We start from the raw sequence: 14,596 nt of genomic DNA on the forward strand, positions 1-14,596 counted from the left end.
AACGCATGTTCTCATCCTTTCTGTCTTTTGGTATAATAGGAGAAATAAACGGCAGGAATAAGGAGTTGGCGGTTTGCGCGTTCTAGGCATAGATCCCGGTATTGCGATAGCGGGTTTTGGTTTCATTGATAAAGAGGGTCATAAGCTTAAGCCCGTTCAGTATGGCTGTATTCAGACGGAGGCGCATACGCCGCCCGAGGAGCGGCTCATTCAAATTTATGATTCGGCTGTCGCTCTAATGGATAAGTACAAGCCCGATTCGGTTGCGGTGGAGAAGCTGTTCTTTAACCGGAACGTATCAACGGCGTTTGCGGTTGGGCAGGCGCGTGGAGTTATTATTTTGGCGGCGGCGCAGCGCGGGCTTCCGGTTGCGGAATATACGCCGCTGCAAGTCAAGCAGGCCGTTGTAGGCTATGGCAAGGCGGAGAAGCGCCAAGTGCAGGAGATGGTTAAAATGTTCTTGAATTTATCGGCCATTCCGAAACCCGATGATGTAGCAGATGCGCTGGCAGTGGCTATTTGCCATGCCCATTCGGCGGTTTTAGTCCAAAAAATAAATGAGGCGGGACGATCATGATTGATTTTTTACGAGGTATAGTGTCCCATGTCGAGTTGGAGTATGTGGTGCTGGATGTACGGGATGTCGGTTACCGGGTGTTTACGCCGAATCCGTATGCGTTAGCGAAAAAGGAAGAAGCCGTCACCCTTTATATTCATCATTCCGTCCGTGAGGATGCGATTTTGTTGTACGGGTTTGCAACGCGCGAGGAACAGACGCTGTTCCGCAAGCTGCTGGAAGTATCGGGCATTGGTCCGCGCGTGGCGCTGGGCATACTCGCAGGAGGCAAGCCGGAAACGGTTATTGCTGCCATTCAGCAGGAAAATATTACGTTTCTTACGAAGCTGCCCGGTATTGGCAAGAAGACGGCGCAGCGGATGATTTTGGACTTGAAGGACAAGCTTGCGGGCATCGCAAGCGATGCGGCGGTGCTGTCGGCGGCGGGCGCTTACCTGGAGCCCGATTTATTCCAAAGCGGCAGCGGCCAGGGAGCGGGAACCGCTTGGGAAGAAGCGCGTGAGGCGCTCGCAGCGCTCGGTTATACAGCTGCGGAGCTTGATCGGGCTTGGCATGGCTTGCAGCAGACGGTGGTTCCAGAGGAGACGGTCGATTCCCTCATGAAGCGCGCTTTGCAGCAGCTGTTTAAAGGTTGACGAAAAGGAGCTGAGCACGGATGGACGAAAGAATTATTTCCGCCAACCTTATGATGGATGATCAGGCGGTGGAGCTAAGTCTGCGTCCTCGTTATTTGGCTGAATATATCGGTCAATCGAAGGCGAAGGAAAATTTGAAAGTGTACATAGACGCAGCAAAGCTTCGCAAGGAGGCGCTCGATCATGTATTGCTCTACGGACCGCCCGGACTTGGGAAAACAACGCTGTCGAACATCATCGCCAATGAGCTTGGCGTAAACCTGCGCACGACATCGGGACCAGCCATTGAGCGACCAGGCGATCTCGCTGCTCTTCTGACGAATTTGCAGGAGGGCGACGTGCTGTTTATCGATGAAATCCATAGGCTGCACCGTACAGTGGAGGAAGTGCTTTACCCGGCAATGGAGGATTACGCGCTCGACATTATGATTGGCAAAGGCCCAAGCGCAAGGTCCGTACGGCTTGATTTGCCGCCATTTACACTGATTGGCGCGACGACAAGGGCGGGGCTGCTTTCCGCTCCACTGCGGGATCGCTTCGGCGTCATCAGCCGGCTGGAGTTTTATACGGTCGATGAGCTTGCTTATATTATTTCGCGCTCGGCGGAAATTTTTGATATTTCCATCGTAGGCGAAGCCTCTCAGGAAATTGCGCTGCGCTCCCGTGGAACACCGCGGATTGCCAACCGCCTGCTTAAGCGGGTAAGGGATTTTGCCCAAGTGCGCGGCGATGGCATTATAACAGACGAAATAGCAAGCTCAGCTCTGGAGCTGCTGCAGGTGGATCCGATGGGACTGGACAGCATCGACCATAAAATGCTGCAATCCATGATGACGACATTTGCCGGGCGCCCGGTAGGCTTGGATACAATTGCGGCTACCATTGGCGAGGAAAGCCAGACGATAGAAGATGTGTATGAGCCTTATTTAATGCAGATCGGTTTCCTCCAGCGAACACCGCGCGGACGGATGGCAACTGAACAGGCTTATCGCCATTTAGGGATCCCTTATCCGGAGAGAAATTAGAATGGCTGGTGCAAGGCAGCGTTCAGCAGAAAAGCTGTTTGTCGTCTATGATGGCCAGTGCAATCTCTGCATTGCGACGGTTGCAAGGCTCAAGGAGCTACCGTCGCGGGCTGATTTGCAATTTGTGCAAATTCAGCAATTGGAGCAGCAAGGGACGGTGAGCGTCCCCGGCATTCAGCAGGTGAGTGTGCAGCAGCTTTATGAGAAAATGCATGTTGCGGATAGCAATGGCGCGCTTTATGCCGGAGCAGAAGGCGTTATTCGTGTGCTGCGCACGGTTAAAGGCCTGGGCGTGCTTTCTCTGCTTTACCGAATACCAGGCATGAGCCGAATAACGGATGCTATTTATCGCATCATTGCGAGCCGGCGTTATGAATGGTTTGGCAGAACGGAGCAAAGCTGCTCGGTGGACGGCTGCGAGTGGAAGCCGCCAAGGCAGAACAATAATCACCCAGAAGGGGGAAGGTGAGATGAACACCCGCTTTTCGATCAGACGGCTGTCGCTTCTAACTTTAGCTGGGTTATTGCTCATTTCAATGTGGCATGTACAGCCTTCTCAAGGAGCCGTACCTCAGCTTGATTCGATACGAGTCGCTATTTTTTTGCAATTTCCGGGGAAATATCAGGTGAATACGACCGCGGCTACACTCAGCTCCGCGGGCGGCTTGTCCATTGGCATGAAGCAGCCGTCCGGCGCGGAGGAATGGCTGCGGGAATCAGGCAATGTACAGGCCCGCTTTGCGAAGGATGATTATAAGGTCAAGGTGCTCGAAACGACCAGCTTCGAAACGGCCCTAAGCGCATATAAACGAGTGCAAGCGGCCAAGGGCAGCGGTTTTATTACTTCCTTAACGAAGAAAAGCAAGACGGTGTACCAGGTAACAGAAGGTACCTACAAAACCGTTGATGAAGCAAAAACAGCGCTAAGCAAATGGAAGTCAGACAGCGAGCTAACGAAGCTTGCAGGCGGCTCCCAGCCGGAGCTGCAAGGTCCGCTTCATCTGGAAAGCACAGGCTACGCTTCTAAAGCTGAGGCTGTCAAGGCGGCCGCAGCATTCGAGGCAGCAGGTATTGATACGTATATCGCTGTACGCAAGCCTGCAAGCGGGCTGCGTTATTCGGTTATGGTAGGTGCTGCTGCCAGCAGTGCTGACTTAGACCTTATTAAGGTAGCGACTGGAGCAGCTGGCGTCAGCCTGCTGCAGGCCGATGTCAAAACGCCGTATTTGCTGCTGAAGAGCGATCACACGCTGACAGGCAAGACGGGAAGCCCGCTTACGATGTACACGTTCCCTGTAACAAGCGCCAAAGTGTGGGTAGAGCCGGCAGGTAAAGAAACCATTAAGCTGACGGAGCGTTACAGCCGCACGTATCGCGGGGCGTTTGAATTCAGTGATTTTAATGGCAAGCTTGCAGTCGTAAATGAACTTCCGTTTGAGCAGTATTTGTATTCGGTTGTAGGTGCGGAAATGGTTTCCTCTTGGCCGCAGGAGGCTTTGAAAGCCCAGGCGGTAGCCGCTAGAACGTATGCACTCTATCAGGGCTCAGGTTTTCAAATCGCCCATGTGGTCGATAGTGTGAGCAGCCAAGCCTATGCTGGCACAAGCACGGAGAAGCAATCAACGATTCAAGCGGTAGATGCGACGCAAGGCGAGGTTGTGCTGTACAAGGGCAAGCTGATCGAGGCGCTTTATTCCTCTAATGGCGGCGGGGCTACAGCGGATGCGAAGGAAGTATGGGGCAATGCAGTCCCCTATTTGACCAGCGTCAAAAGCCCGACCGACAGCTCGGCGGAAAAAGGGCTGTTCAGCTGGTACCGCGTCGTGCTCCCAAGCGGCTTGACAGGCTATATTCGCGAGGATTTGCTTACGGCAACAAGCGAAACGAATCCCGCAGGAATTAAGCTGATGAAGGTTAACACGGACGGCGTAAAGGTACGGAAAATACCGCTCATTCAGGATGAGGTTCCGCTAGTAGGCCAGGTTAATTCGGGCGCTAAGGTTGTTGTTTTGGAAAAATCGGTGCAATCGGGCCCGATGTCTTGGGTACGAGGCCCGTTCAGCTCAGAAGAGCTGGTCGCTTCACTCAAGAGCGTCACCACGATATCCGGACCGATTTATTCGCTTCAAGTGAGCAAGACAGGACAGTCTGGACGCGCTACGGAATTGCTGGCAAACGGCAAAAAGCTTGAGGTTAAATATCCAGATATGCTGAGGACGGCGCTTGGGAGCTTGCCAAGCACCCTGTTCCAAATTGATGAGACGGCACGTGTGACCGTACTTGGAGCGAATAAGAAAACGACAACAAAGCCGGAGAGCGCAGGTACGATCTATACGGTTGGGGCAGGCGGCGAAGTGAAGCAAATGGATGCCAAGCTGTATATTATGGGCGGCAAAGGCCAAGTCCGTGAAGCAACCAAGACGCCGAGCTTCCGTTTCGTTGGTACAGGCTTCGGTCATGGCATCGGTTTGTCCCAATATGGAGCGCTAGGCCTTGCCGAGCAAGGGTATGACTACTCTTATATTCTGAAATACTATTATAATGATGTAACTATCGCTAAGGAATGATGACTGACAGATGAACGTAGAAATGTTTGATTTTGAACTGCCGGAGCATTTAATCGCCCAGACGCCGCTGCTGCAGCGGACCTCATCAAGACTCTTGACGCTGGATCGCAGCAAGGGCGCGGTGAACCATGAAAGCTTCACCGATCTGGCTCAGCATTTGCATGCCGGCGATGTGCTGGTGCTTAATGACACTAGGGTACTGCCTGCTCGTTTAATTGGCGCAAAGGCGGATACGGGGGCAAAGATCGAGCTTCTGCTGCTTAAGCAGCTTGAAGGAGACCGCTGGGAGGCGCTCGCGAAGCCAGCCAAACGCATGAAGATCGGTACAGAGGTTTGGTTTGGCGACGATGGCAGCGGCCAGCCTCTGCTGCGTGCCTTTGTAGAAGAGGAAGGCGATATGGGCGGCCGCACGATTCGGTTTGCCTATTCCGGCATTTTTCAGGAGCTGCTGGAGCGGCTTGGCGAAATGCCGCTTCCCCCCTACATTCGGGAACGTCTGGAGGAGCGTGAGCGCTATCAGACCGTTTATGCCAAGCATGATGGCTCGGCAGCCGCACCAACGGCGGGGCTGCATTTTACAGCCGATTTTTTGAAGCAGCTTGCAGATAAAGGTGTGCGAATTGCCTATGTGACGCTGCATGTAGGACTCGGAACGTTTCGGCCGATGTCGGTAGACGTTGTGGAAGAGCATGTCATGCATTCGGAATATTACGAGCTTAGCGAGGAGACGGCGGCGCTGCTGAATCAGGCGAAGGCCGAGGGCGCGCGAATCGTTGCGGTGGGGACAACCTCTGCGCGGACGCTGGAAACCGTTGCGACCCGCTTTGAGAATGAATTCATTCAGGCATGCAGCGGCTGGACTGATATTTTTATTTTTCCGGGCTATTCCTTCAAGCTTGTTAATGCGCTGCTGACCAATTTCCATTTGCCCAAGTCGACGCTGGTTATGCTCGTCAGCGCGCTTGCTGGGCGCGATGCGGTGATGGGCGCGTATGCGGAAGCGATTCGTGAGGAATACCGCTTTTTCAGCTTCGGCGATGCGATGTTTATTTATTAATAGTAGAGCAACAAAATTAAAGAGGACAGGAAGCGTGAATTGTGGCTGTAACCTATGAATTGTTAAAAGTGTGCAAGCAGTCTGGAGCGCGGCTCGGCCGCGTCCATACGCCCCATGGCGTAATAGAGACGCCGGCTTTTATGCCGGTGGGAACTCAGGCGACGGTAAAGACAATGAGCCCGGAAGAGCTGAAGACGATGGATGCTCATATTATTTTGAGCAATACGTACCATCTGTTTTTGCGTCCCGGACATGATTTGATTAAACGCGCAGGCGGATTGCATAAGTTTATGAACTGGGACCGTCCGATTTTGACTGACAGCGGCGGCTTTCAGGTGTTCAGCTTGAGCGAAATGCGTAAAATTACCGAGGAAGGCGTCCAGTTCCGTTCCCATTTGAACGGAGATAAGATGTTTTTGTCACCGGAAAAGGCGATGGAAATTCAAAATGCGCTCGGCTCTGATATTATGATGGCATTTGACGAATGCCCGCCATATCCGGCTGAGCATGCTTATGTAAAACAGTCGCTTGAGCGCACGACACGCTGGGCTGAGCGCTGCCTTGAATCCCATGCTCGTCCACATGACCAAGGTCTGTTCGCAATCGTCCAGGGAGGCATGTATGAGGACCTGCGCATCCAGAGCGCGAAAGATTTGACTTCCATGGATTTCCCGGGGTATGCTATTGGAGGACTAAGTGTCGGAGAGCCGAAACACTTGATGTATCAAGCACTTGAGTATACGGTACCGCTGCTTCCAACCGGCAAGCCAAGGTATTTAATGGGAGTTGGTTCGCCCGATGCGCTGCTGGAAGGTTCCATTCGCGGCATCGATATGTTCGACTGTGTGCTTCCTACGAGAATTGCGCGCAACGGAACTACGATGACAAGCGAGGGAAGACTCGTTATTCGCAATGCCAAGTATGCAGAGGACTTTGGGCCACTTGATCCAAAATGCTCTTGCTACACATGCACGAATTATTCACGCGCTTATATTCGCCACTTGATGAAGGCCGATGAAACATTCGGTATGAGATTGACGACTTATCATAATCTACATTTCCTGCTTCAACTCATGAGGGATGTGCGTCAGGCGATTACCGAAGATCGGCTCCTTGATTTTCGCGATGAGTTTTTTGACAGCTATGGGTTGCGGGATAACGATAAAGGATTTTAGAAAGGGGGGATTTCAATGTCACTATGGTTAGCAGATGCAGCTGGAGCGCCAACGAATAGCATTTGGGGAATGGCATGGCCGATACTACTCATGTTCGCCGTGTTCTACTTCTTGCTTATTCGTCCGCAACAGAAGAAACAGAAGCAGCGTACAGCGCTGTTGTCGCAGCTGAAAAAAGGCGATAAAATTTCAACAATCGGCGGTATGCACGGTACAATCACAGAATTGACGGATGACACAGTCGTACTTCGCGTCAGTGATACGGTTAAGCTGACGTTTGAACGCAGCGCAATTAGCTCGGTCGTTAGCAGTGCGCCTACGATTTCGAAAGATTAGTAGGGTAGCTCCACAAAGCTTGCGCCTTGAAGGTCTAACCTTCAAGGCGCAAGCTTTTTTTAAGATATAAGCAAGTATAAGTTACTCCCTTATAATGGGCTTATATTTCATCCTCGAAACGTTAGCATTGCCAGCCACCGAATTACTTCTTGAGATTGACGCCAATAACGCCCCCGAAAGCACCAAGCAGCAAAGTAATGCCAAGCACAATCGCGGTATGCAGGGAAAAGCCGGCATCGGCAGCAAGAAAGCCGATTAACAGTATGGTCACACCATAGAGCAGCCCCAGCAATCCGCCCTGGTACCAGCCTTTCATACCGGAACGCTTGCCCGACGTTAATCCGCCGGCAAAAGCGGACAAGCCATGAATACACGTTGCGAAGGTGGGCAGGCTGCTTTCCTTCATATTGCCGAAGTGCAGCAGAAGCGAGAGCAGCAAAGCGCCTAAAGCAAGCCAAACGATGGCATAAAGGAGACCCGCCAGCATAGGCGAAGCGATCTGGGGCGGCCGCGGCACATGTTTAATGGGATTCATCGATTTCCTCCTTAAATTCCTTTTACTTAAACCATATGGCCAGGCTGTGTGGAATAGTACAAACAAGTGGGAGGGTGGACGAAATTCTATCCGATTACGTATAATGTGAGGGATAAGAAAGGGTGAAGCGAGATGGAAACCAAGGCAGCAGGAATGCTTTACAATCCGGCGGCTTGGCAGGTTATCGCAGTAGCAGTTATTTTTTTGGTAACCTATGCCTTTGTCATTACGGATAAAATCAATCGGGCAGCGGCGGCGCTGGCAGGCGCATTTCTCATATTGGTGCTGGGCATATTGGATCTGCGGTATGCATTTACGGAGGCGGTCGGTTGGCGCGTTATTATGCTGCTCATCGGCATGATGCTGCTTGTCGGCATTTTGAACCGGGCAGGCGTCATCCCATACATAGCGATTAAGCTGGCCCAGTGGGTCAAAGGAAGCTCGTGGAAAATATTTATACTGCTTGTTGCCTTAACTGGCATTAGCTCAGCGTTTTTGGACAATGTAACGATTATGCTGCTCGTTATTCCGATAACGATGTCGATTACAAAATTGCTGAAGCTGAATCCCTACCCGTTTATTTTTGCAGAAATTGCGGCTTCGAACATTGGTGGAGCTGCTACTTTAATCGGTGATCCGGTTAATATGATTATTGGCGCTGCCAACAAGCAGCTGACGTTTAATGCCTTTATCGTCCATTTAGGACCCGTTTCGTTGTTTATTTTGATCGTTACTATTGGTTTATTTTTGTTTGTGTACCGCAAGCATTTTAAGCCTACGCATAAAAGCAAGGAAGCTAGCGAGCTGATGAAGCTTTCCGCCAGCTCCTATATTAAAAATCGCCCGCTGATGATCAAATCAGTCATCGTATTTTTGCTAACCATCATTGCCTTTACGCTCCATTCCATATTAGGCATAGAGCCGGCGGCTATTGCGCTCGGCAGCGCGGCATTGCTCATGGTTATCGGTCTAAAGCGCAAGGAGGCAGAAATCGCCTTCCGCATGGTGGATTGGGGCACGATTTTATTTTTTATCGGCTTATTTATTATGGTAGCGGGGCTTTCGGCGACGAATTGGACAAGCCAAATCGCTTTGGTTCTACTGCAAATGACTTCCGGTAATGCGGATATAGCATCAGTGCTGCTATTGTGGATTTCCGGTATAGCCTCCGCTACGATGGATAATGTGCCGTTTGTGACAGCAATGGTGCCAGTCATTCACGCGATGGGTGCTGAGCTTGGACTGAGCGCGAGTCAAATGGAGCCGCTGTGGTGGTCGCTGTCGCTTGGTGCAAATCTCGGCAGCAACGGCACGCTCATTGGCGCCTCCGCAAACGTAATTGCCGCTGGCCTTGCTCTTCGGGAAGGCAAAAGCTTTCATTTTAGAGCTTTTCTTAAAGTTGGAGCGCCGATTGCATTCATGTCGCTGCTCGTCTCCACAGCTTACGTGTATTTTATTCTGATTCCATAATTTTATGTTTTCCCGCCTTTACCATAAATTCGTGCCTGGCCGTTTCGTATGAGGGACATGGCGGCAGGTGAGAATACGTGTACAGACTGCTCAGGCCAAAATGCAGCAGGCGCGAGCGATGAAGGAGGCGGGATCACTTGGAATTTCTGACCCTTGTGCTGCGTACCGTATTGATTTATTTCATCGTATTTCTCATTATGCGGTTTATGGGGAAGCGGGAAATCGGCAAGCTGTCGGTTTTTGACCTGGTTATCTCGGTCATGATTGCCGAAATAGCCGTGATCGTTATAGAGGATTTGGATCGAACGATGTGGGAAGGCATTGTGCCGATGGTTATTTTAATGCTCGTGCAGGTAGGCATGGCTTTTGTGGCGCTGAAAAATCGCAAGCTGCGGCTCTTGTTTGACGGAAAGCCCAGCATCATTATGGCGAAGGGCAAGCTCAATCGCGATGTGATGCGCAAGCAGCGCTACAATCTGGATGATTTTATGCTCCAGCTTAGAGAAAATCAAATTACAAGGATCTCGGATGTGGAATTTGCGATTTTGGAGACGAGCGGCAAGCTGTCGGTTATTCCTAAAAATTCCGATGGGGCCCCGCCGGAAATGTCGGAGGAGCATTTGTTTGCTGAGCCGCAGCTGAGCAGCAGCGAAGCAGAGCAACAGCAGCAGATGGAAGAAGGCACCAGGACTGAGCAAATTCCGGAATTAACAAGCAAACTTAGCGCGAGGCAAGATTCAAAAGTCATTCCCCCTAAATATCGTTTTGAAATTTTGCCCATTCCGCTCATTATGGATGGCAAAGTACAGGATGAAAATTTAGAGAAGCTGGAGAAAACCCGTTTTTGGTTGAAAAATGTGCTGCAGGATGAAGGTGTGACCGACTTCAAGGAAGTATTCCTGTGTACAATAGACCATAAAGGCAAGCTGTTTTTGGATAAAACGAAAAAGCCGCGAAGGTAGTTTGGGAGCCATAATGTCCCAACCTGCTCGCGGCTTTTTTTTGTACATGTATGCCCCTAGGTCCGCGAAAACCAATGACCAATTTTGGGCAGGCGGGTGAGGTCATGCCGGTCAATAATGTTGGTCCATACCATTAGCGCCAAATATACAATAGCCCCGCATGCACAGGCAACGAGCAAATTCACCCATTCCGTGGCGAGCGGCTCACGGTTCATGACGAAGCGAGCAGCAGCCCCCATAATCACCATAGCAGAGATGACCTTCATAAAATCGCGCAGCTTCATGCGGAAGCCGATTAGCTTGAGAACGCTAATGCCATGCAGCGCAGTGACTAGTACAATATTCAAATTAATCGCAATCAAAGCGCCGTATATGCCAAATTCGGGCTTGGAGGCGAGATAAATAATGAAGACCAGCTTAATAGCGGCCCCTATTAACGTGTTCATAAGCGCCTTTCCCGGTTTATCCAGCGCCTGGAGAGTGGCTTGCAGTGGAGCCTGCAAATAAATAAAAAGGCCGACAGGGGCAAGCAGTTGCAGCATAGGAGCAATTTCACTGTGGTTGTACAGCATCCGGCAGATCGGCTCGGCAAATAGGCCAAGAATAACGACGAAGGGTGCTCCTGCGACAAGTGCCAGCCTCATGGATTGATGCAAACGCTTATGAATTGTAGCCATATCCCCCCTTGACGCCGCTTCGGAAAGCGACGGAATAAGCGAGGAGGCAAGGGAGTAGGTCAAAGCGGTAGGCAGCAGGATGAGCGGTATGACCATCCCTTGCAGCGCCCCGTATTGCGCTGTAGCAATGCCTGTAGCGATACCTGCCGTAGCCAGACTGCGAGCGGTGAAAATGGATTCCAGCAAATAGGAGAGCGAGCCGACAAGGCGGCTGGCTGTAACGGGTATGGAAAGGCTAAGCAGCTTGCCCATAATGGGTGCCTTATCTTCAGTTGTAGATGGCTTGCTTGCCTCAGCCAGCTGAGCGGGAGTTCTTTTTTCCCTTGCATATTTCCATAGCAGTACAGCTAGGCCTCCTATTTCTCCAACCACAACGCCAAGCATGGCGCCGGCCGCTGCCCATTCCAAGCCTTTGGGCATGAGGAGCATCGCGAAGCCAAGCGAGAAAATAATGCGCAGCACCGTCTCCACAATTTGGGAGGCAGCAGATGGAATCATATTTTGCTTGCCCTGGAAGTAGCCGCGAAATACAGATGAAATCCCGACGATCAGCAGCATCGGAGTCATGAACAGAAACGTGCGCTGTACACGCTTGTCCGGCAGCAAATGCGCGGTTATCCAAGGCGAGAATAGCAGCAGCAGGCTGGTCAGCGTAATGGCAAGAAAGATCGTAAGCAGCATGGCACTGCGAAAAATATGGCGGACCCGTCCCTCGTCCCCGTTTGACTGGGCTTCGGCAATCCATTTGGCAACGGCGAGCGGAATGCCGCCGGTAATAATTGTCAGCATGACGGCCAAAAACGGATAGCTCAGCTGATACAGCCCCACGCCTTCGGCGCCTATAATGCGCGGCAGCGCGATGCGCGGAACGAAGCCGAGAATTCGATTGATGACGCCCGCCGCAAGTAAAATCATGGCCCCTTTTATAAACGTTTGCTTGGTCATACTCGCCCCTCATTCCATTAGCCGTATTGTTGCAGTATCATAGTTATGCACGGCATGTCCGAATCATGATTGGATTATGAACATCTCTTCGTGTGCAGGAATATGCGCCCTAGGCAGCGAATAGTAGCAGTCAAGGCAAAAAAGCACGGGAGGCGCGGCTATGGAGGAACAGGACCTGGCTCAGGTAATTGAACAGCTGTGCAACAGCAAGGCAGAGGAGTTTCAGCTTATTGGCTATGAACATGCGAATGGCAAAGATATTTGGGCATGCGTAAGCGCGGGTTATAAAAAGAGCGGGCAGCCGGAGCTGCACAAGCTGGTCAACGACATTTTGTCGCTGAAGGTGACGAGCTTTATGAACTTTTTGACGATTAGCGCTTACCGGGGAACCCATTTCTAAGGGAAGGGTTTCTTTTTTTTGACTCAAAAATTGCTCGCAAGTATAATAGGAATATTGAGATCATAAGGGGGACTTAGGAAATATGAACGGGAAAAGATTATTTGCCTTCCTTGGGATCGTAGTCATCATGTTTGGCGTGATCGCTTGGACAAGCCCATCGCTGGTAAACGGCATTCGGCTAGGCCTGGATTTGAAGGGCGGATTCGAGGTGCTTTATGAGGCTGAACCGCTTACGGCCGGCGATAAAGTAACGCCTACTTTGCTGAAGGATACGGCGAAAAGCCTGGAGGCTCGTGCCGACAAGATCGGTATTTCCGAGCCGGAGATTACGACTGAAGGAACGAACCGCATTCGCGTCAGGCTTGCTGGCGTGACGAATGAGGATGAGGTAAGAGACATCATCAAGAAGCCGGTTAATCTGACATTTAAAGCGCCAGATGGCACGGTAGAGCTTCAAGGTGATGATTTTGTGCAAAATGCAGCTACGGTCGAATATGATTCGCTGAATAATCCGGTCGTTTCGATTAAGCTGAAAGATGCAAAGAAGTTTGAGGATGTTACGAGGAGACTGACAGGCAAGACGCTAGCGATTTATCTCGACGATGAAATGCTGTCGAATCCGAACGTCAACCAGCCAATCAGCGGCGGAAGCGCGCAAATTAGCGGTAACTTCACGCTTGATGAGGCAAATAACTTGAAAGATACGATTAATTTGGGCGCACTGCCGCTTAAGCTGACTGAGAAATACACGCAAAGCGTAGGCGCAAAGCTTGGACAGCAGTCTCTTGAAGATACCGTTCGTGCCGGCATCATCGGCTCGGCGATTATTTTGGTGTTCCTGATTATTTTGTTCCGCATACCGGGCGTTGTAGCAGGTATTACGGTTATTACCTTTACTTGGATGCTGGTTCTCGTATTCGAGATGTTGAATGTGACTTTAACGCTGCCGGGTATTGCCGCATTTGTTCTCGGGATCGGGATGGCGGTTGACGCGAATATTATTATGTATGAACGGATTAAAGAGGAAATCCGCAGCGGAAAAAGCTTGCTTTCCTCGCTTAAAGCCGGCTCCAAAAACTCGTTCCGCACAATTATGGATGCGAATATTACAAACATGATTTCCTGCGGCGTACTTTATTACATCGGCAACGGTGCGATCAGAGGCTTTGCACTGACGATGATTTTGAGTATTTTGGTCAGTATCGTTACAAACATTTTCTTCTCACGCCTGCTGATTCATTTGCTGATTCGCAGCAACCTGTTTACTAAACCTAGCTATTTCGGCGTGAAGGAGGCGGACATCCGTGAACTTTAAAACAACGGTGCATTTTGACTTTATCAAGCATAGCAAAAAGTTTTTCATGGCTTCTATTATTTTAACGGTAATAGGGATTATTTCGCTGTTCCTGTTCAATCTGAACTATGGCGTCGATTTTAAAGCGGGTACGAATATGGATATCGTAGTCGGCAAAGCCCTTACTCAGGCGGATGCGAAGGAAGTTTTGGGCACAGCTGGCATTACGAATGTTACACCGACGGTTGGCGGCACGAACGGGGACCGCGTTTCTGCTCGGTTTGAAGAAGTATTGGAGCAAGCGAAGGTAACAGAAATTCAAAATGCCTTTAAAGCAAAATTTGGCGATCAAGTATCGGCAGAGGTCAGTGTCGTATCTCCAGATATGGCGCGTGAGCTAGGCTTTAAGACGATTTATGCCGTTATTATTGCAAGTATTGCGATCATGATTTATGTGATGATTCGTTTCGAATGGCGCTTTGCTTTAGCAGCGAACATTGCCATTTTATATGACGCTTTTGTTGTAGTCGCTGTGTTTTCCATTTTCCGTCTGGAAGTCGACCTGCCATTTATTGCGGCGGTGCTCACGACAATCGGTTATTCGATTAATGATAAAATCGTTATTTTCGACCGAATTCGTGAAAATCTTCGTTTTGGCAAGCTGAAAACGCGTGACCAGCTCGCAGAAATGGTCAATCAAAGCCTTTGGCAGACGATGGCGCGGAATATTTATACGGTGCTTGCCGTTCTCGTTATCGCGGTCTGTTTGTTCCTGTTCGGAAGCGAGTCGATCAAGCTGTTTGCCTTGGCAAAAATTATCGGTCTGACAAGCGGCGCATACTCGTCGATCTGTATTGCGAGCCCGCTTTGGCTTCTTCTTAAAAGCAAACAAAAGCCTAAAGCAAAGCAGCCTGCCAAGACTGCGGTCTAACAGCGTAGGA

Annotated in this window: 15 protein-coding genes; 13 read left to right on the forward strand and 2 right to left on the reverse strand. The window is 50.5% G+C overall.

Annotated elements, in window-relative coordinates; all coding sequences use genetic code 11:
* Positions 1–73 precede the first annotated feature (73 nt).
* Genes ruvC through yajC form a run of 8 tightly spaced genes read left to right on the forward strand, consistent with a single transcriptional unit; the run spans position 74 to position 7,372 of the window.
* The gene (gene ruvC, locus AC50YG_RS28360) at positions 74–577 is read left to right on the forward strand and encodes a crossover junction endodeoxyribonuclease RuvC (RefSeq protein ID WP_341281773.1); all 504 of its coding nucleotides are present in this window, start codon (positions 74–76) and stop codon (positions 575–577) included.
* Complete coding sequence (gene ruvA, locus AC50YG_RS28365) at positions 574–1,212, forward strand: Holliday junction branch migration protein RuvA (RefSeq protein WP_473761724.1); 639 nt, start codon at positions 574–576, stop codon at positions 1,210–1,212. Before ruvC ends, ruvA begins: the two co-directional genes overlap by 4 nt.
* Positions 1,213–1,232: 20 nt before the next feature.
* On the forward strand, positions 1,233–2,237 hold the full coding sequence (gene ruvB / locus AC50YG_RS28370; RefSeq protein WP_341281775.1) for a Holliday junction branch migration DNA helicase RuvB: 1,005 nt from the start codon (positions 1,233–1,235) through the stop codon (positions 2,235–2,237).
* 1 nt (position 2,238) lies between these two features.
* Positions 2,239–2,706, forward strand: coding sequence for a thiol-disulfide oxidoreductase DCC family protein (locus tag AC50YG_RS28375; protein WP_494831885.1), 468 nt, complete (start codon positions 2,239–2,241; stop codon positions 2,704–2,706).
* A 1-nt stretch (position 2,707) separates the two neighbouring features.
* Positions 2,708–4,804 (forward strand): SpoIID/LytB domain-containing protein, encoded by a 2,097-nt coding sequence (locus AC50YG_RS28380; RefSeq protein ID WP_494831888.1) that lies wholly within the window; start codon positions 2,708–2,710, stop codon positions 4,802–4,804.
* Between the two features lie 10 nt (positions 4,805–4,814).
* Complete coding sequence (queA, locus tag AC50YG_RS28385; protein ID WP_494831890.1) at positions 4,815–5,861, forward strand: tRNA preQ1(34) S-adenosylmethionine ribosyltransferase-isomerase QueA; 1,047 nt, start codon at positions 4,815–4,817, stop codon at positions 5,859–5,861.
* Between the two features lie 38 nt (positions 5,862–5,899).
* A complete protein-coding gene (gene tgt, locus AC50YG_RS28390; protein ID WP_430164054.1) occupies positions 5,900–7,036 on the forward strand; it encodes a tRNA guanosine(34) transglycosylase Tgt in 1,137 nt (378 codons plus the stop codon).
* Between the two features lie 15 nt (positions 7,037–7,051).
* Positions 7,052–7,372, forward strand: coding sequence for a preprotein translocase subunit YajC (gene yajC / locus AC50YG_RS28395; protein ID WP_341281779.1), 321 nt, complete (start codon positions 7,052–7,054; stop codon positions 7,370–7,372).
* A gap of 142 nt (positions 7,373–7,514) precedes the next feature.
* On the opposite strand, the gene AC50YG_RS28400 is transcribed toward yajC, so the two are convergent.
* Complete coding sequence (locus tag AC50YG_RS28400; protein ID WP_473761714.1) at positions 7,515–7,907, reverse strand: TIGR04086 family membrane protein; 393 nt, start codon at positions 7,905–7,907, stop codon at positions 7,515–7,517.
* A gap of 132 nt (positions 7,908–8,039) precedes the next feature.
* Here AC50YG_RS28400 and AC50YG_RS28405 point away from each other — a divergent pair, with 132 nt between their 5' ends.
* Positions 8,040–9,377, forward strand: a complete 1,338-nt coding sequence (locus AC50YG_RS28405; RefSeq protein ID WP_494831896.1) for an ArsB/NhaD family transporter — start codon at positions 8,040–8,042, stop codon at positions 9,375–9,377.
* Positions 9,378–9,574: 197 nt separating this feature from the next.
* On the forward strand, positions 9,575–10,339 hold the full coding sequence (locus tag AC50YG_RS28410) for a DUF421 domain-containing protein (protein ID WP_494831966.1): 765 nt from the start codon (positions 9,575–9,577) through the stop codon (positions 10,337–10,339).
* Positions 10,340–10,395: 56 nt separating this feature from the next.
* Here AC50YG_RS28410 and spoVB read toward each other — a convergent pair whose 3' ends face one another.
* Entirely contained in the window at positions 10,396–11,961 is a 1,566-nt protein-coding gene (spoVB, locus tag AC50YG_RS28415; protein WP_494831898.1) for a stage V sporulation protein B, read from the reverse strand.
* Between the two features lie 160 nt (positions 11,962–12,121).
* Here spoVB and AC50YG_RS28420 point away from each other — a divergent pair, with 160 nt between their 5' ends.
* The 3 genes from AC50YG_RS28420 (at position 12,122) to secF (ending at position 14,586) form a co-directional block, all read left to right on the forward strand.
* Complete coding sequence (locus tag AC50YG_RS28420) at positions 12,122–12,361, forward strand: post-transcriptional regulator (protein ID WP_473761705.1); 240 nt, start codon at positions 12,122–12,124, stop codon at positions 12,359–12,361.
* Positions 12,362–12,443: 82 nt separating this feature from the next.
* Positions 12,444–13,676 carry a protein translocase subunit SecD gene (gene secD / locus AC50YG_RS28425; RefSeq protein WP_341281784.1) on the forward strand — a complete coding sequence of 411 codons (1,233 nt, stop codon included), beginning with the start codon at positions 12,444–12,446 and terminating at the stop codon, positions 13,674–13,676.
* On the forward strand, positions 13,666–14,586 hold the full coding sequence (gene secF, locus AC50YG_RS28430; RefSeq protein ID WP_494831901.1) for a protein translocase subunit SecF: 921 nt from the start codon (positions 13,666–13,668) through the stop codon (positions 14,584–14,586). Before secD ends, secF begins: the two co-directional genes overlap by 11 nt.
* Positions 14,587–14,596: the final 10 nt, after the last annotated feature.

It is taken from the genome of Paenibacillus sp. J31R34 (genome assembly GCF_059383715.1).

Coding starts and splice junctions, on each gene's coding strand:
- AC50YG_RS28410 (WP_494831966.1), top strand. CDS start 9,575: ATGCGGTTTATGGGGAAGCGGGAAATCGGCAAGCTGTCGGTTTTTGAC.
- AC50YG_RS28400 (WP_473761714.1), bottom strand. CDS start 7,907: ATGAATCCCATTAAACATGTGCCGCGGCCGCCCCAGATCGCTTCGCCT.
- ruvA (WP_473761724.1), top strand. CDS start 574: ATGATTGATTTTTTACGAGGTATAGTGTCCCATGTCGAGTTGGAGTAT.
- yajC (WP_341281779.1), top strand. CDS start 7,052: ATGTCACTATGGTTAGCAGATGCAGCTGGAGCGCCAACGAATAGCATT.
- queA (WP_494831890.1), top strand. CDS start 4,815: ATGAACGTAGAAATGTTTGATTTTGAACTGCCGGAGCATTTAATCGCC.
- secD (WP_341281784.1), top strand. CDS start 12,444: ATGAACGGGAAAAGATTATTTGCCTTCCTTGGGATCGTAGTCATCATG.
- AC50YG_RS28420 (WP_473761705.1), top strand. CDS start 12,122: ATGGAGGAACAGGACCTGGCTCAGGTAATTGAACAGCTGTGCAACAGC.
- spoVB (WP_494831898.1), bottom strand. CDS start 11,961: ATGACCAAGCAAACGTTTATAAAAGGGGCCATGATTTTACTTGCGGCG.
- ruvB (WP_341281775.1), top strand. CDS start 1,233: ATGGACGAAAGAATTATTTCCGCCAACCTTATGATGGATGATCAGGCG.
- AC50YG_RS28380 (WP_494831888.1), top strand. CDS start 2,708: ATGAACACCCGCTTTTCGATCAGACGGCTGTCGCTTCTAACTTTAGCT.
- AC50YG_RS28375 (WP_494831885.1), top strand. CDS start 2,239: ATGGCTGGTGCAAGGCAGCGTTCAGCAGAAAAGCTGTTTGTCGTCTAT.
- AC50YG_RS28405 (WP_494831896.1), top strand. CDS start 8,040: ATGGAAACCAAGGCAGCAGGAATGCTTTACAATCCGGCGGCTTGGCAG.